General features: G+C 37.6%; 21 protein-coding genes and 2 riboswitches. Of the genes, 11 read left to right on the top strand and 10 right to left on the bottom strand.

Translation table 11 applies throughout. The features are described 5' to 3' along the window. Nucleotides 1–17 precede the first annotated feature (17 nt). Genes MKY26_RS00105 through MKY26_RS00120 form a run of 4 tightly spaced genes read right to left on the bottom strand, consistent with a single transcriptional unit; the run spans nt 18 to nt 3,047 of the window. The gene (locus MKY26_RS00105; RefSeq protein WP_307319305.1) at nt 18–551 is read right to left on the bottom strand and encodes a 1,2-dihydroxy-3-keto-5-methylthiopentene dioxygenase; all 534 of its coding nucleotides are present in this window, start codon (nt 549–551) and stop codon (nt 18–20) included. Beyond that, complete coding sequence (locus MKY26_RS00110) at nt 538–1,167, bottom strand: methylthioribulose 1-phosphate dehydratase (protein ID WP_095370205.1); 630 nt, start codon at nt 1,165–1,167, stop codon at nt 538–540. Before MKY26_RS00110 ends, MKY26_RS00105 begins: the two co-directional genes overlap by 14 nt. Then, nucleotides 1,164–1,829, bottom strand: coding sequence for a 2-hydroxy-3-keto-5-methylthiopentenyl-1-phosphate phosphatase (locus MKY26_RS00115; RefSeq protein WP_307319301.1), 666 nt, complete (start codon nt 1,827–1,829; stop codon nt 1,164–1,166). The genes MKY26_RS00110 and MKY26_RS00115 overlap by 4 nt, the downstream gene beginning before the upstream one ends. Before the next feature lie 3 nt (nt 1,830–1,832). After that, complete coding sequence (locus MKY26_RS00120) at nt 1,833–3,047, bottom strand: 2,3-diketo-5-methylthiopentyl-1-phosphate enolase (RefSeq protein WP_095370203.1); 1,215 nt, start codon at nt 3,045–3,047, stop codon at nt 1,833–1,835. Between the two features lie 98 nt (nt 3,048–3,145). Beyond that, nucleotides 3,146–3,249, bottom strand: a riboswitch (SAM riboswitch). A gap of 199 nt (nt 3,250–3,448) precedes the next feature. Further along, a riboswitch (SAM riboswitch) is annotated at nt 3,449–3,602 on the top strand. Between the two features lie 146 nt (nt 3,603–3,748). On the opposite strand from MKY26_RS00120, the gene mtnK reads away from it, so the two are divergent. The 7 genes from mtnK to MKY26_RS00155 all read left to right on the top strand — a co-directional run bounded on the left by mtnK (nt 3,749) and on the right by MKY26_RS00155 (nt 10,987). Continuing rightward, nucleotides 3,749–4,933, top strand: coding sequence for an S-methyl-5-thioribose kinase (gene mtnK, locus MKY26_RS00125; protein ID WP_307319298.1), 1,185 nt, complete (start codon nt 3,749–3,751; stop codon nt 4,931–4,933). Continuing rightward, nucleotides 4,930–5,982 (top strand): S-methyl-5-thioribose-1-phosphate isomerase, encoded by a 1,053-nt coding sequence (gene mtnA, locus MKY26_RS00130; protein ID WP_095370201.1) that lies wholly within the window; start codon nt 4,930–4,932, stop codon nt 5,980–5,982. Before mtnK ends, mtnA begins: the two co-directional genes overlap by 4 nt. Further along, nucleotides 5,979–7,055: a sugar ABC transporter substrate-binding protein gene (locus MKY26_RS00135; RefSeq protein WP_095370200.1), complete on the top strand. Its 1,077-nt coding sequence runs from the start codon at nt 5,979–5,981 to the stop codon at nt 7,053–7,055. The genes mtnA and MKY26_RS00135 overlap by 4 nt, the downstream gene beginning before the upstream one ends. 74 nt (nt 7,056–7,129) lie before the next feature. Then, on the top strand, nt 7,130–8,668 hold the full coding sequence (locus tag MKY26_RS00140) for a sugar ABC transporter ATP-binding protein (RefSeq protein WP_095370199.1): 1,539 nt from the start codon (nt 7,130–7,132) through the stop codon (nt 8,666–8,668). Next, nucleotides 8,637–9,635 carry an ABC transporter permease gene (locus tag MKY26_RS00145; protein WP_180316995.1) on the top strand — a complete coding sequence of 333 codons (999 nt, stop codon included), beginning with the start codon at nt 8,637–8,639 and terminating at the stop codon, nt 9,633–9,635. Before MKY26_RS00140 ends, MKY26_RS00145 begins: the two co-directional genes overlap by 32 nt. Nucleotides 9,636–9,933: 298 nt before the next feature. Continuing rightward, nucleotides 9,934–10,221 (top strand): hypothetical protein, encoded by a 288-nt coding sequence (locus MKY26_RS00150; RefSeq protein WP_341091772.1) that lies wholly within the window; start codon nt 9,934–9,936, stop codon nt 10,219–10,221. A 142-nt stretch (nt 10,222–10,363) separates the two neighbouring features. After that, a complete protein-coding gene (locus tag MKY26_RS00155; RefSeq protein ID WP_095370195.1) occupies nt 10,364–10,987 on the top strand; it encodes a hypothetical protein in 624 nt (207 codons plus the stop codon). 491 nt (nt 10,988–11,478) lie between these two features. Here MKY26_RS00155 and MKY26_RS00160 read toward each other — a convergent pair whose 3' ends face one another. The 3 genes from MKY26_RS00160 to MKY26_RS00170 all read right to left on the bottom strand — a co-directional run bounded on the left by MKY26_RS00160 (nt 11,479) and on the right by MKY26_RS00170 (nt 15,165). Continuing rightward, the gene (locus MKY26_RS00160; RefSeq protein WP_341091774.1) at nt 11,479–13,392 is read right to left on the bottom strand and encodes an acyltransferase family protein; all 1,914 of its coding nucleotides are present in this window, start codon (nt 13,390–13,392) and stop codon (nt 11,479–11,481) included. 443 nt (nt 13,393–13,835) lie between these two features. Further along, the gene (locus tag MKY26_RS00165) at nt 13,836–14,678 is read right to left on the bottom strand and encodes a DUF3298 and DUF4163 domain-containing protein (protein WP_341050224.1); all 843 of its coding nucleotides are present in this window, start codon (nt 14,676–14,678) and stop codon (nt 13,836–13,838) included. Then, nucleotides 14,671–15,165 (bottom strand): sigma-70 family RNA polymerase sigma factor, encoded by a 495-nt coding sequence (locus MKY26_RS00170; RefSeq protein ID WP_095370192.1) that lies wholly within the window; start codon nt 15,163–15,165, stop codon nt 14,671–14,673. Before MKY26_RS00170 ends, MKY26_RS00165 begins: the two co-directional genes overlap by 8 nt. A gap of 167 nt (nt 15,166–15,332) precedes the next feature. Between MKY26_RS00170 and MKY26_RS00175 the strand changes: the two genes are divergently transcribed. Continuing rightward, entirely contained in the window at nt 15,333–15,971 is a 639-nt protein-coding gene (locus tag MKY26_RS00175) for a Type 1 glutamine amidotransferase-like domain-containing protein (RefSeq protein WP_307317673.1), read from the top strand. Further along, nucleotides 15,968–16,453, top strand: coding sequence for a GNAT family N-acetyltransferase (locus tag MKY26_RS00180; RefSeq protein WP_095370190.1), 486 nt, complete (start codon nt 15,968–15,970; stop codon nt 16,451–16,453). Before MKY26_RS00175 ends, MKY26_RS00180 begins: the two co-directional genes overlap by 4 nt. 218 nt (nt 16,454–16,671) lie before the next feature. Here MKY26_RS00180 and MKY26_RS00185 read toward each other — a convergent pair whose 3' ends face one another. The 3 genes from MKY26_RS00185 to MKY26_RS00195 all read right to left on the bottom strand — a co-directional run bounded on the left by MKY26_RS00185 (nt 16,672) and on the right by MKY26_RS00195 (nt 19,373). Continuing rightward, on the bottom strand, nt 16,672–17,250 hold the full coding sequence (locus MKY26_RS00185; protein ID WP_095370189.1) for a YdhK family protein: 579 nt from the start codon (nt 17,248–17,250) through the stop codon (nt 16,672–16,674). 100 nt (nt 17,251–17,350) lie between these two features. Beyond that, complete coding sequence (locus MKY26_RS00190) at nt 17,351–18,022, bottom strand: response regulator transcription factor (RefSeq protein ID WP_095370188.1); 672 nt, start codon at nt 18,020–18,022, stop codon at nt 17,351–17,353. After that, nucleotides 17,997–19,373: a HAMP domain-containing sensor histidine kinase gene (locus tag MKY26_RS00195; protein WP_322910011.1), complete on the bottom strand. Its 1,377-nt coding sequence runs from the start codon at nt 19,371–19,373 to the stop codon at nt 17,997–17,999. The genes MKY26_RS00190 and MKY26_RS00195 overlap by 26 nt, the downstream gene beginning before the upstream one ends. Before the next feature lie 138 nt (nt 19,374–19,511). On the opposite strand from MKY26_RS00195, the gene MKY26_RS00200 reads away from it, so the two are divergent. Both MKY26_RS00200 and MKY26_RS00205 read left to right on the top strand, forming a co-directional pair. Next, nucleotides 19,512–19,721 carry a hypothetical protein gene (locus tag MKY26_RS00200; protein ID WP_157733767.1) on the top strand — a complete coding sequence of 70 codons (210 nt, stop codon included), beginning with the start codon at nt 19,512–19,514 and terminating at the stop codon, nt 19,719–19,721. Nucleotides 19,722–20,299: 578 nt separating this feature from the next. Further along, entirely contained in the window at nt 20,300–21,190 is an 891-nt protein-coding gene (locus tag MKY26_RS00205) for a cation diffusion facilitator family transporter (RefSeq protein WP_095370184.1), read from the top strand. Nucleotides 21,191–21,222: the final 32 nt, after the last annotated feature.

The following is a 21,222-nucleotide window of genomic DNA, read 5'->3' on the forward strand; positions in this document are numbered from 1 at the left end:
AAGGAGCCTCCCTGATATTAAGCGTTCAATTTTTCTTTCTCGTAAACAGGTACCCAACCTTCTGGTGTAACAAAGAGGCGAATAGCAACAACTTTTCGATCATCAGATAAAGTAAAATAGTGGCGCGTGTTTACGGGTACAGAAATTAAATCACCTGGATCTAAATGGACTTCAAAAAACGATTCATCTTTTCCTTGGATAATAAAGACTCCATGCCCACTTACGATGAAGCGGACTTCATCATCGGTATGATGGTGTTCTCTTTGAAAGTTAATTAATAATTCATCTAAATTTGGCGTACTGTCTGAAAGTGAAATAACATCTGCAGCTTTGTAGCCGCGCTTTTCAGAAATGGTTTTGATTTCAGTTGAAAATGCATCTAGTATGGCTTGCTTTTCATCATCAGATAAATCGTATTTTTCGTGTAATGTCACTTCTAATTGCTCAATGTTCCAATTTTCATAGATGACTTCTTGTGCAGTTAAAAATGTAGATACCTCTTGTTGATCAGTAATCACTTTTTCTTCGTTTTTGAATTTAATAATGGCCATGTAAAACGCCTCCTTTTAATTGAATAAGAGATAATTTATATTGAAATAAAAATTCGCAAGCCTCTAATAATTTTTTCGCTTCAAACCCATCGACTCCCCAAACAGTAATCCCGTGGTTGTGAATTAAGACTGCACCTTTCTCTTTGCTGACGTAAGCAGAAAAGTGATCCGCTAATGTAGGGATATCCGCATCATTGCGAATGATCGGGATGGTGAGTATATCATCTTCTCCCCATAGTCCAAATGCTTTAATTAACTCTTGATGCTGAAAAGATACTACACCTTCTTGATAGAAAAGCTCAGAAATAACATTATTAGCAACTGTATGAACATGAAGACTTGCTCCTGATGACGTTTTCTTATAAATTTCACAATGTAATAAAGTCTCAGCTGAAGGTTTAGATGACGTGTTTTCTAGGGGCTTTCCTTCTAAGTCTACTAATAAAAAATCATTAGCTGTTCTCTTTCTTTTATCAAGTCCGCTTGAAGTGACTAAAAAGCTGTTTTCATCTACGCGAATGGATAAATTACCACTAGTACCCATAAACCAATCTCTGGCTGCTAATTCATCTTTAATATCAGCTAATGTATCCCACTTTGTTTCATACGTTGTCATGATTTCGCACCAACTAGTTCATCGAGGTATTCAATGCAATCATGGAAGGTTTCGAAAGGTGTATAAGAAATACCAGTTTCTTCACATTTTTGAATTAAGAAATCTCTAGCAAGTACGGCATCTGCTATTTTGGCTGCTTCAAAGTCTGTAATCGAATCTCCAATAAGAATATTAAAGTGTTCAGGAGAAGAGTGTTTTCTAATAATGGTTGGTTTACAACAGCCGCAACCTTGTGAAGAACATAGTTCATCACACTGGTGTGGATAGTGAATATCTATTGTTTCTAAAGCAAAGCTTGCGTGATTGCAAAATACTTTCGTAAATGGCCCATAAGGTTCAAGTACTGGTTCTAAAAAAAAGTCAATCCCACCACTAACAATATAAAGAGGGATACCGTTTTCATGTGTATATCTAACAAAAGCTGAAAATCCTTCACGAATTTCTGCACTATTTAATACAAAATGGATAATCTCTTCTTTTTTACTTGTTGGTAAAAGTGAGAAGAGATTTTTAACACCCTCTTGGATAGAGATATTTTGAGCTAAAATATCTTCCTTGATCTGTTTTGCCTCAATAGGACCGAAATGCTCCATAATCTTTACAATGTTGTCGTTATTCGTAATTGTTCCATCGAAATCACAAAAAATCATTGGTTTTGTCATCTTTTATGACGTACCTCCCCATTTTGCTAATGCTGCTTCTAATTCTTGCGCTTTTGTTGCACGATGAGTATTTTGTTGTATGACGTGATCAATGGCTTGCCTAAAAGCTCTCACGCCAGCTGCTGCTCCTTCAGGATGACCATGGACCCCGCCGCCAGCATTAATTATACAATCATTGCCAAAGTCATGATAAAGCAACGGCACTAAACCTGGATGAATGCCTGCTGAAGGGACCGGGAATGCCTGATTCAAGCCATTTTCTTCGGTTAACTGTCTAGCGATAGCTAAGGTTTTTTCTTTTTCCATGGCAACAGAACCATATGGAGAAGGAAATAAAGAGAAATCTGCGCCTGCTAAGCGAGTAAGATTACCGAGTAATAAATCAGGAGCCACACCATAGAAGTTTGAAGAAGTATAGGCCCCACTATATGCAGGATGTGCCATGATAGGTAACTGCACTTCATTGTTTTCAGCTAGTGTTTGGAGCATATCTAGACCGTAAGTGTGAACATTGAATAATAATGCATCCGCACCTAATTCGCTCGCATGTTTTGCTTTATCTACTAAATCCATTGTTCTCCCAGATAAATTGACTGCATAAAGTGTCCTTTTTCCAGTCTTTTCATAGACTTCATCTAGTATTTCTTTACCTGCGATAATTCGGTCTTCAAAAGAGATGTTGACATCAAAAAGAATTTCATCATCTTTTACAATATCAACGCCCCCCATAGCCTGGTCTCTTAACTGTTCTCTTAAAAAGTGAATATCCCTGCCGATAATGCCTTTAAATATACTCATAAGTAATGGGCGGTCTTGAATATTTAGTTTCGATCTTATATTTTTTATACCGAATTTTGGTCCAGGAAAACGGGAAAGATCCTCATTATCAAATTCCAGATTTAATAATTTTACTTCACCATCTAGAGATAACTTTCCAAATACAGTTGTTAAGATTGCTGGAATATCAAATGTGAAATTATATGTAGGGTAGGCGATACTAATTTCGCACCTTACTTCACCGAATCGATTGGGATGTTCATCATCATAAAATTCTTGTAGTGCAGTGACTCTGCCTTTATGTTTTAGTAATTGTTTTTGCTCAAGTAATGGTAACGCTGTCCACGAGCCTATCGTTAATCCTAAAGCGATATCCTCTGCTTTTTTCTCTAATGAACCGGGTCTTGCGTATACTTGATAAGTTGCAATTACATCTCCCATATGAGAACCCTCCCTGATGATTTCGAATTAACATTGACAATAAAAAACCCTCTTCTTAATCAATAAGAAGAGGGTTAGTTCGCAGTGATAGAACCTTCTCCTTATCTGTCAGCATGATTGCTGCAAGAATTAGCACCGTGTTCATTTAGAATCGGTTGCCGGGCTTCATCGGGCTCGTCCCTCCGCCTGCTCTTGATAAGAAAATTTATGATTATCGTTTTAAATTTTTGCACAATTGTATTATGTCACCAGGTGTTTTATCTGTCAACAGAGAATTTTTTACGTTATATGACAAAATTCTTTTCCTTAAAAAGATGAAAAGTTTTAAAAAAAAGATTGACACTTTTTTATAATCGGTGCTAGTATTTGCTCAAGATATTTCAAAAAATGAATCTTTTATACTCTTATCAAGAGCAGGTGGAGGGAAATATGGCCCGATGAAACCCAGCAACCGACCGTAATATCGTTGTGAAACGAGGCGCAGCTAGAGAATTTCTGCGCCTAATGTAAGGCACGGTGCTAATTCCATTCAGAAGTTATTCTGAAAGATGAGAGGCAAAATCGTAATGACGAATGCCTCTTTCTGTACAGGAAAGGGGCATTTTTGTTTCTGTAATGACAAAGCAGGTCCGACTACATCTCTTCATGTAGTCACCCCTGTTTTGTGCCACAGATAAATAAAGAAATAAGGGGGAAGAGATATGGCTGTTTTAGATAATATAGGTTATCGCGCTTTGACAGAGGAATCAGCGTGTGAATACGTGAAGAGTTTAAAACTGTTTTTACCGGATGAAAAAATGACGGTGGAAGAGATTGGTGATGGTAATTTGAATTATGTTTACCGTATTACTTCTAATCATAAAAGTGTAATTATTAAGCAAGCACTCCCTTATGCAAAAGTAGTCGGAGAAAGCTGGCCTCTAACACTTAAACGTGCAAAACTGGAGGCAGAAGTGCTTAAGAAGCATGGTGAATTCGTTCCTCACCTCCTCCCAGCAGTACTAGCATCAGATGAAGAGCTAGCATTAACTGTGATGGAGGATCTTTCCCATTTGACAATTGTAAGAGACGGATTGATTCAAGGGGATCATTATCCGAATTTATCAGCTCATATTGGTGAGTACTTAGCAAAGACATTGTTTTCAACTTCAGATTTTGCTCTTCATCCGTTTGAGAAAAAGAAATTGGTCGCTAAATTTTCAAATCCTGAACTATGTAAAATCACTGAGGATTTAGTATTCACCGATCCATTTTTTGATGTGGAAACGAATGATTTTGAAGCTGAGTTGGCTGAAGTGGTTCAGCAACTATGGGCTAATGACAAGTTGAAACTTGAAGTAGCCAAAATAAAATATGCTTTTCTCACAGAAGCAGAGAGCTTACTACATGGTGACCTACATACAGGGAGTATATTTGCGAGTAAGAGTGAGACGAAGGTGATCGATCCTGAGTTCGGCTTTTATGGTCCGATTGGATTTGATGTCGGTCAATATATTGCCCATCTCATTTTCCAAGTACTTGTACGAAACGAAAACGATAGAATCGTTATTCTTCAACAGATAGAAGAAGTATGGGATGTGTTTTCTCAATATTTTTCAGAAGCTTGGCAAAATTCTGTTGTTAATCCTTTTACGAAAGTACCAGGCGCTCTAGAGTCTTTTCTAGCTAAAGTATTTAAAGATGCTATCGGAGTAGTAGGGTGTGAATTAATTCGGAGAACAATCGGATTGTCGCATGTGAAGGATCTTGATGGAATAGAAGATAGTTCAATTAGATTATATGTGAAGAAGGCAACGATTCAATTAGGTTCATCCTTGATTATTAATCGCAAAAACATAGTAACAATCTCGCAACTTCTTAAGGAACTGGAGGCGTATACATCATGAGTATACCAACACCAATTGAATGGCAAGAAGGTAGATTGAAAATTCTTGATCAAACCTTATTACCCCATCAAACAAGATGGATAGAACTCGAAACCATTGAAGATGTCTTTGAGGCAATTATTCAGTTGAAAGTAAGAGGGGCGCCAGCTATTGGAATTACTGCTGCTTATGGTTTAGCGATTGCTGCAAAAAAATACGAAGGGGTCGACATTGAAACTTTCCATCTTAGAATTCATGAAGATTATCTTTATCTAGCGGGCTCTAGACCGACAGCTGTTAATTTGTTCTGGGCTTTGGATCGAATGATGAAAGTAATAGAAACGCTGTATTCAACAGAGGAGACAATTATCAGTTTGGAGCAAGAAGCAAAGAAAATACATCAAGAAGACGAGGAGATTTGTCGCCAAATTGGTGAAAATGCACTAAGTCTATTGAATGGAAGGAAAAAGGTATTAACGATTTGCAATGCGGGGACGATTGCTACGGGAAAATATGGTACAGCGCTAGCGCCGTTTCATTTAGGCAAGGAGAAGGGTGTTGACTTTCAAGTATATGCTTGTGAAACGAGACCGGTTCTTCAGGGAGCGCGCCTAACTGCTTGGGAGCTTCAACAGTCCAATGTGGATGTGACGGTCATTACTGATAATATGGCTGCTCATACCATAGCAACCAAGGGGATTGAAGCGATTATAGTCGGGGCCGATCGTATTGCCAGCAATGGAGATACAGCGAATAAAATCGGTACATGGCAACTAGCTATTTTAGCAAACTATTTTCAAATTCCTTTCTATGTAGCTGCGCCATTATCGACATTTGACTTTTCTATCGCATCAGGGGCAGATATTCCGATTGAGGAGAGGTTGGCAGAAGAGGTGACTCATATTGGGCCAAACCAGATCACACCAGAAGGAACGAAAGTGTTTAATCCGGCGTTTGATGTGACAACGGCTAATTTAATTACTGCAATTATTACTGAAAAAGGCATTTTTGAAGCTGATCGAAACAAATTGGCACAATTGAATAAAGCAGAAGAGGGAGTTAGGGCATGAAGAACAATCGTATACTATTAGCGTTTCTTATTATTTTTATTTTAATCTTGGCAGGCTGCCAGCCAAAAGGAAGCAATTCAAGTAGTGAAGCAACTGCATCAACTAAAGAGAATAGTGTACATCCGTTAGCTAATAAAAAGATCGCACTAATCATGCAAATTAATTTAGGAACTTTTTCTGCACAATATATTGAAGGGGTAAAAGAGCAGGTAGAAAAGTTTGGTGGAACCGTTCAAGTATTTACTTCTGAAGGTGACTTAGCAAAAATGGCTTCCAATTTAGATGCAGCGATTAATCAAAAATTTGATGGGATATTAATTGATCATGGAACGAAGGAAGCGTTAACGCAAGGAGTAGAAAAAGCGGCTGCACAAAATATACCTGTAGTGGTCTTTGATGCTGATATTGCAGTGAAAGATGTAACTGTACTTCAACAAGGCGATGAAGAAATGGCGAAGTTGACATTAACCAAGCTTGCTGCAGATGCAGGAGGGAAAGCAAATATTGTTAAGATTTGGGTAGCTGGATTTGCACCGATGGAAAGAAGACAAGTAGCTTATGAACAATTTTTAAAAGAGAATACAGATATTAAGGAAGTAGCAGCATTTGGTGCTGCCACCGATAATACAGCATTAGATACTCAAGCACAAATGGAAGCAATCCTAAAACAATATCCAAATGAAGGTGAAATAACAGCAGTTTGGGCAGCTTGGGATGAGTTTGCTAAAGGAGCTGTCAGAGCGCTAGAGCAGGCAGGAAGAGAAGATATTAAAGTCTACGGGATTGATATGAGTGACGAAGACCTGCAACTGATACAAAAAGAAAACAGTTCATGGGAAGCGACAGCTGCCGTTGATCCAAAAGATATTGGTCGTATTCAAGTTCGATATTTGTACCAAAAATTAAACGGTGATTCGCCTAAAGAAAAAGTTATCCTTGATCCTGTTTTTGTAGAGAAAAGTCAATTACCTGATGAGGCAATTACAACAAACGAACTGCATGAATATATAGATGGTTGGGGAGAAAGTGAACAAGGCTATACGGAAGAATTAAAAGCACTTGAGGGCAATTGAATGAAATGGTTTGTAGCTAGTCAACCGACTTTTAGAGAGTCGGTTTTTGTATCTATGAAGGAGGTCTCCTTTAAGTGAGTGAAGTTGTTTTGGAAATGAAAAAGATTAGTAAGAGTTTTGGAAAAGTTACGGCATTAAAGAACGGGGAGTTAGTGGTTCATAAAGGAGAAATACATGCCTTGCTTGGAGCAAATGGAGCTGGGAAAAGTACATTAATGAAAATTCTCTCTGGGGTATATAGACAAGACCAAGGAGAAATTTTGATTAACCACGAAAAAGCAACTTTTCAACACCCTAGTGACGCGAAAGAAAAAGGAATATTTTGCGTTTATCAGGAGGTTGATACAGCCATTGTTCCACAGCTTACTGTAGCGGAAAATATTATGCTTGATCGCTTTTCACAAGAGAAAGGGTGGTACTTCTCTCGTAAGGATCTACATCGTCAGGCACAGGAAGCATTAACATTACTCGAGGTGAATGATATTGAGCTAAATCAAGCAGCTTCAAATCTAAGTCTTGCTAAAAAGCAATTGGTTCTCATAGCTCGGGCGTTAGTGCAAACGACTAAAGTCATTATTTTTGATGAGCCAACCGCTCCATTATCACATATAGAAGCAGAGAAATTATTTCATGTAATTAGGCAACTGAGAGTAAAGGGAATTGGTTGTATTTTTATTACACATCGATTACCTGAAGTATTCGCCATTGCAGATGTGGTAACGGTTATGAGAGACGGATGTCGGATTTCAACCGTACCAATTGCTCAGATAACGCAGGAAATGGTAATTGAACAAATGCTTGGAGAAGTATGGCATGAGGAAAGAAACGTTATGCACAGTTATAAACGAGGGGAAGAGGTTTTAGCACTTAAGAATATCAATCTAGGAAAGTTACAAAATATTAGTTTAAATGTATATGAAGGTGAAGTTGTAGGAATTGCGGGCTTGGTAGGTGCTGGAAAAACAGAACTAGCGAAAACAATATTTGGAAATACACCAGCCACTTCAGGAGAAATCAGAGTCTCTGGTAAGAAGATACAGGTGAAGCATCCAAAAACAGCTATTGCTTGTGGTATCACTCATATTCCTGAAGAAAGGCGGAAAGAAGGTCTATTCATTAATGAAACGATATCGAAGAATGTAACTTTCCCACAGCTGAAAAAGTACGTAAAAGGGGGTTTTATTAACAGAAAGGCTGAGAGAAAAGCTACTGAAGAAGTGATTTCAACTTTGCAGGTGAAAGCAAATGATGTGGACGTAGAGGTGAATCATTTAAGTGGGGGAAATCAGCAAAAGATCGTTATCGGTAAGTGGTTATCAAGTGAAGCGAAGGTTTATTTATTTGATGAGCCTACTAAAGGCGTGGACATCGGTGCGAAAAGAGAGATTCTTAAACTAATTCAACAGCTTGCAAAGGAAGGCAAGGCCATTTTGTATTTTAGTAGTGAAATCCAAGAATTATTAACAGTTTGCCATAGAGTATTAGTGATGTATGATGGCAAAATCGTGAAAGAATTTACGCAAAAAGAGGCAACGCAAGAAAAGATTCTGTTATATGCAAGTGGTGGAAAGGAAGTCAATCATGAAGGACCAATTGATCGCATTTCTATTTAAATACGGGGCAATTACTTTACTTATTCTTATTATTTTTTATTTTACAAGTGTGAGCCCATTCTTTTTAACCTATGATAATTTTTCGGATATATTACGTTCCATTTCGATTGTCACTGTGCTCGCGCTCGGGGTCACATTTACATTAGTAGTTGACGGTTTTGATTTATCTGTTGGCTCCACGATGTCATTAGCAACTGTTTTTACAGCTTCATTGATGGTTTGGTATGATTTACCGCTATGGTTAGTTCTACTATTACCAATTATCGTTGGAGTGGCAGTTGGATTATTTAATTCGTTCTTAATTGTTGTGATAGGTATTCCCGATTTATTAGCAACATTGAGCAGTATGTACATCGTAGCGGGATTACATCGGACTTATACAGAAGGATACTCAATTTATAACCATATGCCACTGACTTCTGGTGGGACAGCAATTGGTGAGTTTTCTAATGCCTTTCTATGGATTGGTCAAGGCCATTTATTAGGTATCCCTGTACCTGTATGGATCATGGTCATTCTAGTGTTAGCTTCCTACTGTTTTTTGAATTATACGAGATGGGGCAGAATCTTTTATATGACAGGAGGGAATGCCGAAGCTGCGACCTTATCTGGTGTAAAAGTAAAGAAAATCAAATGCATGGCTTATGTAATTTCAGGAATTTTTGCTAGCATAGCAGGCATTTTATTTACTGCTAGGGTAGGATCAGGGCAAATCGATGCAGGTGCACCACTACTGATGGAGGCTGTTGCAGCTGTATTTGTTGGCTACTCGGTACTAGGGGCTGGAAAACCAAATGCGTTAGGTACATTTTTTGGCGCAGCAGTCATCGGCGTATTATTAAATGGTTTAACTATTTTGAATCTACCTTATTATGGTTTTGATATTATTAAAGGGACTGTACTCGTTTTAGCATTGGCAGTGACTTATATGTATGCGAAAAATAAGTTTTCAACAAATAGCTTATAGAAGTAGTAGTAGTGGGTGAGGCACTTTTGTAGTTGCAGGTAGGCTAATCGCTTACTTTGGAAGATACAAATATTTGTTTTAGTTGATAAGGCAAAGGTGGTTTGTGTCTCATTTAAACGGAGAAATAGTGATGAAAGCTTTAGCAAATGCCGTTTACGAGTGGCTCAGATGAGAAATAGGAGACGAGAGGTGAGCAATGGCGATAGCGAGTGGCTCAGATGGAAAATAGGAACCGAGAGGAGAGCAAATGGTGTTTGCGAGTCGCTCAGATGGAAAATAGGAGACGAGAGGAGAGCAAATGGTGTTTGCGAGTCACTCAGGTGGAAAACAGGAGACGAGAGGAGAGCAAATGGTGATAGCGAGTCGCTCAGATGGAAAACAGGAACCGAGAGGAGAGCAAATAGCGATAGCGAGTCGCTCAGGTAGAAAACAGGAAACGAGAGGAGAGCAAATGGTGTTTGTGAGTCACTCAGGTGGAAAACAGGAAATGAGAGGAGAGCAAATGGAGTTTGTGAGTCACTCAGATGAGAGACAGGAACCGAGAGGAGAGCAAATAGCGATAGCGAGTCGCTCAGGTAGAAAATAGGAAACGAGAGGAGAGCAAATGGTGTTTGCGAGTCGCTCAGATGGAAAACAGGAAATGAGAGGAGAGCAAATGGTGTTTGTGAGTCACTCAGGTGGAAAACAGGAGACGAGAGGAGAGCAAATGGTGTTTGCGAGTCGCTCAGATGGAAAAACAGGAACCGAGAGGAGAGCAAATGGCATTTGCGAGTCGCTCAGATGGAAAACAGGAACCGAGAGGAGAGCAAATAGCGATAGCGAGTCGCTCAGATGGAAAACAGGAACCGAGAGGAGAGCAAATAGCGATAGCGAGTCACTCAGGTGGAAAACAGGAACCGAGAGGAGAGCAAATGGCGATAGCGAGTCGCTCAGATGGAAAACAGGAACCGAGAGGAGAGCAAATGGAGTTTGTGAGTCGCTCAGGTGGAAAACAAGAACCGAGAGGGGAGCAAATAGCGATAGCGAGTCGCTCAGGTAGAAAACAGGAGACGAGAGGAGAGCAAATGGTGTTTGCGAGTCACTCAGATGGAAAACAGGAACCGAGAGGAGAGCAAATAGCGATAGCGAGTCGCTCAGGTAGAAAACAGGAAACGAGAGGAGAGCAAATGGTGTTTGCGAATCGCTCAGATGGAAAACAGGAACCGAGAGGAGAGCAAATGGTGTTTGCGAGTCGCTCAGATGGAAAACAGGAACCGAGAGGAGAGCAAATGGCGATAGCGAGTCGCTCAGGTAGAAAACAGGAAACGAGAGGAGAGCAAATAGCGATAGCGAGTCGCTCAGGTGGAAAATAGGAGACGAGAGGAGAGCAAATGGCGATAGCGAGTCGCTCAGGTAGAAAACAGGAACCGAGAGGAGAGCAAATGGCGATAGCGAGTCGTTCAGATAGAAAACAGTAAACGAAAGCAGAGCAAAAGTGTTTTGAACATTACGTTGACCGGGAATCGGTGCTTGAGATAGGAAAACAGATAGGACAAACATAGAGGTGAGAATAGATACGGAGGAGTTCGCTGGAGGTAAGTATTTGTCCTAGTTTTAACTGGAACAACTTTTTCTTGTTACCTCTCTTAATAGGTGCAGATATTTACTTTGAAGATTCTCCACCAAGTGAACGAGCAAACTGGTTACCATAGCTCACCATTTTAGAATCGGCACCCGAAAAACACAAGTCGTTTCTTCTATATTTTTTCTCGGAATTTCACTCTCCACAATGGTTCAACAATTAGCATGCAGCTGATATAAAAAAGGCCGCTGAACATTTTTGGGTTCAGCGGCACTTTGTTGATTATTTTTCTTCTATGGATGCTTCAATATAGTTATTCATTTCTGTTTCGATTAGCTCAGCTAGTGATTCTGCCCCTGTTTTTCCTACATGGACGCCATCACCTCCGAAGTATTCGGGATGATTTTCTCCGAGTTTGTGCCAATCGACTAGTGTGACATGGTCTTCAACTTCCGCTTTTTCCAATAAAGCTTTATTTACATCTTCTTCCCATGAACGTGGTACCTTTGTATTTACAAGGTAAATATCTGCTTCACTAAATAAATCAACCAGTTCATCTAAATGCTTTTCACGGAAAAAGCCGTTTGTACCTAGCATGAAAATGATCGCATTTTCTTTTTGGTTAAAGGAAGTGTATTGCTGGCTAACATCGACTGCTTGATGAACTTGACGCCCTACCTTTGCATCAATCGTAATAGCAGGAAAGCGTAACTGTAGACTTGGTGCAACATCAAGCATTAATGAATCACCAATGGCAAGAATTTGGTTATAATGCTCAGCGGCAGGGAGTGGCTCTGCCTGTTTTTCTGCTTCATTCTCAACTTCTTCCGTACCTTCTGTATTCTCCTCTGGAGCTTCTTCAGAGGAGTCATTTTTCTCTGGAACATTCGAAGCTTCTTCTTTCGTTTCTTCTTTCGGTTGATCTTCACTATTTTCTTGGGAAATAACTAACTCTGTTGGTTTCTCTTCTTGCTCTTCTCCCTTGACAACTCCCGTCATACCAGCAATAAAGATAATAGCTACTAATGGGACAAAAGCTGCACCAACTCTACATTGTACATTTAAACTTTTCCATTTGAGCGGATTTATTTTCTTGAAATTTTTAAAGAATGCTCTAAAACCATACTTTCTAATCGGTTGCTCTAAGAATCGGTAGGAAACTTCTGCTATTGCAAAAATAGCAATGAGCTGTAATAGCACTCTCCATAACTGCGGTGCCGCTATTTGGTCGAGAGGCGTTGTTAAAATAATAATTGGATAATGCCATAAATAAATACCATATGAGCGAGTACCAATCCACCTAAGGGGTTTCCATGATAGCCATTTGCTTAATATACTTGATGGGTGACAGACACAAGCAATAACAACCGCTGATAGGAGTGCAATAAGGAACAAGCCCCCAATATATAGAAACGGATTATATTCATTAATGGTAAACATGCATAGTAACAAAATCACTAGCGCACCGACACTGGTTACATTAAGTGTTTGTTTTAGTTGGGGTGATAGCTTTTTAGCTGATAGCCTTTTCATTGGCCAAACAAGTGCTAGCCAACAACCAATTAATAATTCAAATGAACGTGTATCAGTCCCATAATAAACTCTGCTAGGATCACCATTGGGATCATATTGTAATGACATCCATAAACAAGATAATAAAGCACCTAAAAAGATAATCTTTGAAACAGTTGCTCGATGCTTGAAGATATAAATTAGAGCCGTTAGGGCAAGTGGCCATAATAGATAGAATTGTTCTTCAATTGCCAGTGACCATAGGTTTTTTATTGGAGATGGAGCAGCAAAACTATCAAAATAGGAAACCTCGTGGAAAATAAACCACCAGTTACTTACATAAAATAGAGAAGCTAGCGCATCACCACGCATAACGGATAACAAGTTTTGATGAAAAAGAACGACCCACACAAAGGTAATAAAAATCATTGCATAAGAAGCGGGTAATAAGCGGCGAGCACGGCCAACCCAGAACTTCTTCAAATCTAATTTCATGCTTTTGTTTTGATCCGGTAATAGAGTGGAAGTAATAAGGTAGCCAGATAGAACAAAGAAAAGGCTAACGCCTAAAAATCCACCTTCTGCCCAATCAAAGCGAAAGTGATAGGCGATGACGGCTAAGACTGCAATCGCTCTCAGTCCGTCGAGCCCGGTAATATAATGTGTGTGTGTCTTTTTTTTCATATGTACGTCCTCCATTTTTGATGCAATTAAACTCTAGCTGACGGAGGGAACCTTCCTCCGTTTTAAAGTGAACCTCTACTTATTTACGTATTTTCTATTAAACTTTATGTATATAAAATAGACGATGATTATGTCGTAATTAGTTTCAAAAAGCTTGTAAAAAAATTTGCAGAATAGCGATAAAAAAGCACTACAATTATTCATTTTACTCTTATTATGTAATGATTTGGATAGGTGGAAAGAATGATATATTATAAGGGGGAAAAGTCCTGTTTAATAGGGAAAAATAAGCAGTTAACAGGAGAAAAGAATCTTGAAATGATCAATGATATATTAGAAAAGGTCATTTAAAATTCAAGTTTACAATTATGGCTTCTTCCCAAAAAGTAAGACCCCTCTTTTTTAAGTAGGAGAGGCCTCATTTCTATTTATTCAAATCATACTTAGTTTATATAACGGTCACTTACTAGTATTTCATCGATGATCTCAGTTGGAATTTCAAACTGAACAACGCCCATATAACCAGGTGCCACTTCATATTCATTAAAAGAGATGATCAGGTGGTTATCTTCGTTGATAAAGAATGGTTGATCGCGATTAATAGTAGTAAATGATTCGACATCATCTAGCCAATAAATAAGATTTTCATCATTGGCCATATTCTGCTTCATTTGCTTTTTAATTTCTTCACTTATTACCTCTACATATGCTTCTGAAGTAAATAAACTAGGTAAAGTAATAACGGTTTGTAATTCTTTATCAATCGTAAGGTAATCTTTTTGTTCATATCCAGATGCTTCAGCTTTAAACGTATTAAGTTCAATAGAAAGTATCTGATTATTTTCATTCACAATGGAGTAATCACTTTGAATAGCTAGGTGACCATTACTATCCATATATTCTTGATATAATTGCTTTCCTTTTTCTAGAAAAGCTTGATTTAAATGAGTTTCTAGTTGGTGATTTTCTAGACCAGAGATTTCTGGTATCTCTACATCAATGGATTTACTTTCTTGTTCCTCGTGTATTTTATCAATGGTAATAACCTCAATAATTTGTTTTAAAATAGGTACTTCTGACATTGCTTTTGCCGCCTGAGGGCTAAAGTTTACTGTTGCTGTAAAAATACTCGCAGCTGCCACAATACTAGTTGGCCATATCCAACGCTTTTTCGTATGCTTTTGTTGAGTGTGACTAGTTAGTGCACTTTCTATAATATCATCTAACTCTGTTGGTATAGGTATATCATTATATTGTCTACGCCATTCTTTCAGTCGGTTACTCATCCATTTCATCTCCTTCTGTCAGTTCAAGCTTTAATAATTTTAAGCCGCGATATAATCGAGTCTTGACTGTATTGACATTTTCATCTATTACAGTAGCAATTTCTTGAATCTTTAAGTCTTCAAAATAGCGTAGTAAAATGACCGTTTTATATTGTAAGGGCAATTGTGCTAATGCATCATGTAAGTCAAAATGCATATAATCATCATGTTCTCCACTTTGCAAATAGGTGATTGTGTCATGATCTGATACAGTCATGCGTTTATGCTTTTTTAAGAAGTCGAGCGATGTACGTACGATAATCTTATAGAACCAACTTCTTAATGCATCTACATTTTCTAATTTATTCATTGAAAGCAATCCTTTTTTTATGGATTCACTGACAATATCTAAGGCATCTGCTTGGTTTCTAACATAACTATAAGCAAGCCGGTAGTAATCTTGTTTATGCTCTTCAATCATTTGTACAAACAAATTTTGGTTATTCATCTTTCAAGGAGCTCCTTTTAAAAAACTTTGTACAATGGATAGACGATTGATCTCATAGAAAAAGTTTGTGCGGAAAAAAACTTTTTATTTATTAATTATGCTAATGTTTGCTTAAGAAATAGAATTCGTAATGTAAAAGAAAAGTTGAAGAAACTGGAGGTGTGTTTATGGATCAACATTTATTTTTATTTGGTGGAAGTCCGCCCTTTGGAAGAATTCATGGAAAGCAGTTTGCTAGTCTCTGTAATCAAAAAAATGGACATGTAGCGATATTTTGTTTAAATCGTAAAGGCTGGCAAACTTATATGCCTAAATATCAGCATATTTTAGAAGAAGAAGGTGTAACTGATTTTCGCTATTATTTATTAGAAGAGACGAACTCAATCCGTAGTGAAAAAATAACTGGCATTATTATATGTGGCGGTGACACACTGTCCTATCATCACTATATCGTAACTAAAAGGGTAGGGGAGGAAATAAAGCAACTTTTTCAAGAAGGAGTGCCAATCGCAGGCTTTTCTGCCGGTGCTTTGATCTGCTCAGAATATTGTATGGTTTCCCCGAGCGATTATAAAGGAGATAAGCTGATGATTTTAAATGGCTTAGGTATTTTACAGAATTATATTATCGCTGCTCATTATTCAAAATGGAATGAAAAGCAGAACCTACTTGCTGTGATGACTGAAACGAAGACAGAGAAGGGGTTGGGCTTGGATGATGAAGCAAGTGTATATTTGAAAAATGGCCATATTGAATCGTTAGAAGGTAAGAATGTACATATCGAGAAAGGTTGGAGTTTTGAATGATAATCAAAGAGCTTTCCGTAGATGATGCGAAACAACTTGTACAATTAATGGAGGATGTAGAGGCAAGCAGTCCTTATATGTTGATGGAAGCAGGGGAAAGAACATTAACAGTTGAAGGAGCAGAGGCCATTATTAATAGAGATAATATAACGGTTATTGGTGCCGAAGATGAAGAACGATTGATTGGGTATACACTTGTGATCAAAGAAACGGTACGAAAGAAAAAACATTGTGCGAGTATTGTTGTCGGTGTTCATAAAGATTACAGAGGAATGGGAGTTGGAGGGCAATTATTACAGGCGGTACTAGCATGGGCCAATCATCAAGCTATCATGCGGATTGAATTGACAGTAGTATCAGAAAATGAAGCAGCACTTGCACTATACAAAAAAATAGGTTTTGAAGTAGAAGGGGTGAAGCGAAGATCGTTATTAATGGACGGAGAATATTATGATGAGTATTATATGGGGAAATTATTTTAAAAGAATTGAATAAAAAGAGAGAGATGATAGAACTCAACCTAATATAATTCAAGACACTTGAAAACATAAGAGATAGGTAAATAGAGAATATCCACTCAAGTGGATACACCACAATAGAAAAAGCAAGTCCACATAACTCTTGGCGATTGCTAAAAGATATGTGGACAAGATATTATGCTATGATTCAACTTTTGATTATACTAGAGCCGATTTGCTTCTTATCTTTCTAATTCGGCTTCCGTAACCCATTTATGGTTTTTGACTTTTTCCACACCAGTGGTTGGCGTATAGTCAATCATATAAACGGTTGTGTCTTCACTTGAAGCGATTTCTACTTCTGCGCCCTTCATACCTTCCATATGATCAGCAGTAGTCACAGCGGTTTCTCCCTCTTGTAATGGTGCTTCACCTGGTTCTTCAAGCTCTTCATGAATAATCCATTTGTGATTTTTCACAGGGTCACCACCAGAAGTAGGGGTATAGTTTACTGCATAAGCTGTTGTATTATAGGCGCCAACAATCTTTGCCTCCGCACCTTCCATGCCTTCCATATGTCCATTTTTTATTGTAACTGTAGAGCCCACAGCGTAAGTGGGTTCATCCGCTTTTTCTAGGCCTTCCGGGATTTCACCATCACTAGAATGATCCATTCCTTCATGGTCCATCTCTTCATGATTCATTTCTTCTTGTTCGTTCGTTTCATCATTAGTTGGTGATGAATCATTGTTGTTAGTACAAGCAGCTAAAAATACCATTGCCAACAAGGCAATTATTCCAACGGTTAGTTGCTTTTTCATTTAGGTCATCTCCTTTAATGGATTTGCAATTATTATAAATCGTAAATTTGCAGATTATATGAAGGAATATTGTCTTCTTCATTCTGAACAAAAGGAAAGATTATGATACCCATTTATATCCAATTCCCCATACGGTTTGTAAATGCTGATCAATAGGGAAGTCGACTTCACGTAGCTTTTCTCTTATATTTCGTATATGTGAATCAACTGTTCGATCTTCGATATATACACCGTATCCCCAAATTTTCGTAATGAGATGTTCGCGAGAGAAAACATGATTTTGATGAGATAAAAAAAGCTCAAGTAACACAAATTCTTTTTGCGTGACAGGGATTTTTTTCTTTTGATAGTAAAAATCATAGGATTCCTTATTTAACTGTAGTTCTTTAAATATGATTTCACTGCCAGTTGATTTTGTTCTTCTTAAGACAGCTTCGATTCTAGCGATAAGTTCTTCTTCATCAAATGGTTTTGCAATATAATCGTCGGCACCAATGGTTAGCCCCTTGACGACATCTGGTTTACTTCCTTTCGCTGTTAACATAATAATCGGCACATCACTTTGTTGTTTAATCAATTGACATAGATCCCACCCGTCCATATCAGGCATCATTACATCAATGATAACTAGTTCAATAGCGTGATCTTCCATATAATTAAGCGCACATGCACCGGAAGTTTTTTTTATACAAGAAAACCCGTTCTGTGATAAATATAGGTCTAATAAATCAAGCATCCGCATTTCGTCATCTACTAAAAGTATCTTTCTCATTTAATACCGCTCCTTTTAACATGATAGTAAAAGTTGTCCCGGTTTTTGAGTTGCTTTTGACAGTAATCTCACCATTATGGGCGTTGACTAATTCTTTCACAATCGAAAGACCAAGACCAGAACCTCCTTTACATGAATCGTTGCTATATGTTCCACGATAAAAGCGTTTAAAGATATGTGGGAGATCTTTTTCTTGAATGCCACTTCCGTTATCAATAATTCTTAAGTATAAATCTTTTGTATTCGTCCATATTTTTAATGTTGTTTCCGTAGCTGTTTGACTATATTTCAAAGAATTATCCAAAAGGTTATAAAGCATTTGTTCTACTCTAGCAGAATCGATATTCACATTAATATCTTTTTGGGGCATTTCCACATGTAATCTCATGGATTGATGCAAGAAAGCTGGTTCAAATTTATGATGTAAATGGGCTATGAATTCGCTTAACTGAATGGTTTGTTTCTTCATTTCAAAGCCGTATTGATCTATTTTTGCTAATTCAAATAAGTCTTCTACTAGTGTATTTATTCTTTTGGCTTCTTCCTGAATGATGGATAAATATTTATCACGTTCTTCAATGGAGAGATTCTTTCTTTGAACAATGTCAGCATATCCTTTAAGGTAAGTGAGCGGTGTTCTTAATTCATGAGAAATAGTAGCTAAAAATTGACTGCGTTCTTCCTTTAAATGCATTAACTCACTTGCAAGTAGGTTGATGGTTTTTGCTAGTTTACCAAGTTCATCATTTCCTATATCAGGTAGAGATATGGAGAAATCGCCACTTTTTATTTGTATCGTGGCTTCTTTCATCTTATTAAGCGGTCGAACTAAAGCGATAGAAAGCAATATTATAATCACAATCGTTAAGATAGCTGTGATTAATCCGGTAATAAAAAAATGATTATTTAAACGATCAATCAGTGTTTGAATAGAATCAGTGTTTTGGAACATGAAAACGTATCCTTGATTAGGAATAGAGCTTACAGTAACAATATAGGGTTGATTTTTCCAATCATTTTCTACGACACCGTTTTGTAGCTTCATTCCTGATGAAATTATTTTTTTTAAATCAATTGAAAGTGAGGAAGCAAGTACACTTCCCTTTAAGTTTGTAACCATCACATCCGTATTGGCTTCCTTTTCCATTAGGGCTACATGCTCAATTGTATCTGCTTCAAAACTTGTCTTTAACGTATCTCTATGAGCGTCTCCCCTAGATTGTAAGGCAAAAAGTTCCTCTTCCACTCGCGACTCAACTAAGGAAGAGTGAAGAAAGAAAAATAGAAAGAGTTCTAAAGTAAATATAATCAAGAAAAATATAAGTCCTAGTTTTACGGATAAATTCTTCATAGCATCACCTATCGCATATTATAGAGAATAGTTGTGGAGAATGTGTGCAGAGTGACTTGTCATATCTTAGCTTGTTTCGTACATAAGTATAGAGCAGAAAGCAAAAGAATAGTCACTTTCGGAGTGGAAGGTTGTGAAATGATGTACCGTGGTAAAAATAAATTCACCTCAATTATTATCGTGCTTGCTTTAACACTAATGATATATTTAATTATGAATGTATTTAAGCATACCGATGTCTATATCGTATATCGAGCAGGAATTGGGACATTTGTAATCACGGGGTTTATCATTACTGCAATTGTTGTTCTATATATAAAGGGAAATTCATTTGGTAAAAGACGATAGAAAGGGAGAGGTAATTCAAGTTTAAAAATTTAAGTACTTCCTGTATGCCTAAGTTCCTTTTATTGTCCTTGCATACTTTATCATATGCTGGTTGAAGATTGGCATGGAGAATAAGTAACGGAGATTTACTCAAAAGGGTTTGTATTTGTTCAGAACTCAAGAAGAGAAAAATAGCTAGAAGTTTTAGCATATTGGCACACGAGAAAAGGAATGTACGACATGATACGTGGTGTATCATATGCATATCTAATCTAATACAAAGCAAGATTTTGTCTTGCCATACTTAGAGGCTTCCAAATATTTAGTTGGAAGCCTTTTTTGTGTAGATATAAATTAATCTTCAACAATTATAAGGGGTTCAATCTATGTATGAAAGGTGTGATTCTGGAGACATTATGTGAATACGATGCAGGGGCTAGGAGGATTGTAGATATGTTTGGATTACCGATAAAATGTTTGCCTCTTTCAACATTTTTTTATTATCCCTATTTAAATTCAATTAGCCAAAAAGGTTGCTATAGACCCACTCGACTAGTGATTGCTATGATAAATATAGCTATTGAAGGGTGTGTTTTTTAGTGGATGAACAAAAATATAAGAATTTAAAAATTGGTGAAAAAGGTGCAAAGTTAAGTATTATTGTCTATATAATACTATCGGTTTTTAAGTTGACCGTTGCCTATATGACAAACTCAGCTGCGCTAAAAGCAGATGGATTAAATAATGTGACAGATATTATTGCGAGTATTGCCGTATTGGTGGGCTTAAGAATTTCACAACGGCCTCCCGATAAAGATCATAAATATGGACATTGGAAGAGTGAAGCAATTGCCTCCTTGATTGCTGCTTTTATTATGTTTGCTGTAGGTGCAGAGGTAATTATTGGAGCGTTTTCCTCTTTAGTAAATCAAACATCCGAAGCTCCTAATGCGATTGCTGGATATGTGGCTTTATTGGCTGCTGCAATAATGTTTGTTGTGTCTACTTACAACCAAAAGTTAGCAAAAAGCATTGATAGTAAATCACTATATGCAGTGGCAATGGATAATCGCTCTGATGCTCTTGTTAGTATTGGTGCTGCAATTGGTATATTTGGATCTCAACTTGGATTACCTTGGTTAGATACTGTGACAGCTGTAATAGTTGGGTGTTTGATTGTTAAAACAGCTTGGGAGATCTTCAGGGACTCTACACATCAATTAACAGACGGCTTTGATGAGGATAAGATTGAGGAATATGAAAATGCCATTCATGCGATTGAAGGTGTGAAAGAAATAAAGGAAATCAAAGGGCGTTTGTATGGAAATAATATCGTTGTAGATGTGATTATTTGTGTAGAAGGAACGATGGATATTAATCTTGCCCATGATCTTGCTACATTAGTTGAAAAAGAATTAATCGAGAATCATCATGTTTATGATGTCCATGTTCACGTTGAGCCTCATGAAACTTGTGAAGATGGGGGCTAATCGTAAATAAAAGAAGCTCATCTGAATAAATT

The sequence above is a fragment of the Cytobacillus sp. FSL R7-0680 genome (genome assembly GCF_038009245.1).
In the GTDB taxonomy this organism is placed as follows: Bacteria; Bacillota; Bacilli; order Bacillales; family Cytobacillaceae; genus Cytobacillus; species Cytobacillus kochii.

What these genes read in the sequence shown, in the direction of transcription:
- MKY26_RS00105 (WP_307319305.1), bottom strand. Translation starts at nt 551, where the DNA reads ATGGCCATTATTAAATTCAAAAACGAAGAAAAAGTGATTACTGATCAA.
- MKY26_RS00110 (WP_095370205.1), bottom strand. Translation starts at nt 1,167, where the DNA reads ATGACAACGTATGAAACAAAGTGGGATACATTAGCTGATATTAAAGAT.
- MKY26_RS00115 (WP_307319301.1), bottom strand. Translation starts at nt 1,829, where the DNA reads ATGACAAAACCAATGATTTTTTGTGATTTCGATGGAACAATTACGAAT.
- MKY26_RS00120 (WP_095370203.1), bottom strand. Translation starts at nt 3,047, where the DNA reads ATGGGAGATGTAATTGCAACTTATCAAGTATACGCAAGACCCGGTTCA.
- mtnK (WP_307319298.1), top strand. Translation starts at nt 3,749, where the DNA reads ATGGCTGTTTTAGATAATATAGGTTATCGCGCTTTGACAGAGGAATCA.
- mtnA (WP_095370201.1), top strand. Translation starts at nt 4,930, where the DNA reads ATGAGTATACCAACACCAATTGAATGGCAAGAAGGTAGATTGAAAATT.
- MKY26_RS00135 (WP_095370200.1), top strand. Translation starts at nt 5,979, where the DNA reads ATGAAGAACAATCGTATACTATTAGCGTTTCTTATTATTTTTATTTTA.
- MKY26_RS00145 (WP_180316995.1), top strand. Translation starts at nt 8,637, where the DNA reads ATGAAGGACCAATTGATCGCATTTCTATTTAAATACGGGGCAATTACT.
- MKY26_RS00150 (WP_341091772.1), top strand. Translation starts at nt 9,934, where the DNA reads ATGGTGTTTGCGAGTCACTCAGGTGGAAAACAGGAGACGAGAGGAGAG.
- MKY26_RS00155 (WP_095370195.1), top strand. Translation starts at nt 10,364, where the DNA reads ATGGAAAAACAGGAACCGAGAGGAGAGCAAATGGCATTTGCGAGTCGC.
- MKY26_RS00160 (WP_341091774.1), bottom strand. Translation starts at nt 13,392, where the DNA reads ATGAAAAAAAAGACACACACACATTATATTACCGGGCTCGACGGACTG.
- MKY26_RS00165 (WP_341050224.1), bottom strand. Translation starts at nt 14,678, where the DNA reads ATGAGTAACCGACTGAAAGAATGGCGTAGACAATATAATGATATACCT.
- MKY26_RS00170 (WP_095370192.1), bottom strand. Translation starts at nt 15,165, where the DNA reads ATGAATAACCAAAATTTGTTTGTACAAATGATTGAAGAGCATAAACAA.
- MKY26_RS00175 (WP_307317673.1), top strand. Translation starts at nt 15,333, where the DNA reads ATGGATCAACATTTATTTTTATTTGGTGGAAGTCCGCCCTTTGGAAGA.
- MKY26_RS00180 (WP_095370190.1), top strand. Translation starts at nt 15,968, where the DNA reads ATGATAATCAAAGAGCTTTCCGTAGATGATGCGAAACAACTTGTACAA.
- MKY26_RS00185 (WP_095370189.1), bottom strand. Translation starts at nt 17,250, where the DNA reads ATGAAAAAGCAACTAACCGTTGGAATAATTGCCTTGTTGGCAATGGTA.
- MKY26_RS00190 (WP_095370188.1), bottom strand. Translation starts at nt 18,022, where the DNA reads ATGAGAAAGATACTTTTAGTAGATGACGAAATGCGGATGCTTGATTTA.
- MKY26_RS00195 (WP_322910011.1), bottom strand. Translation starts at nt 19,373, where the DNA reads ATGAAGAATTTATCCGTAAAACTAGGACTTATATTTTTCTTGATTATA.
- MKY26_RS00200 (WP_157733767.1), top strand. Translation starts at nt 19,512, where the DNA reads ATGATGTACCGTGGTAAAAATAAATTCACCTCAATTATTATCGTGCTT.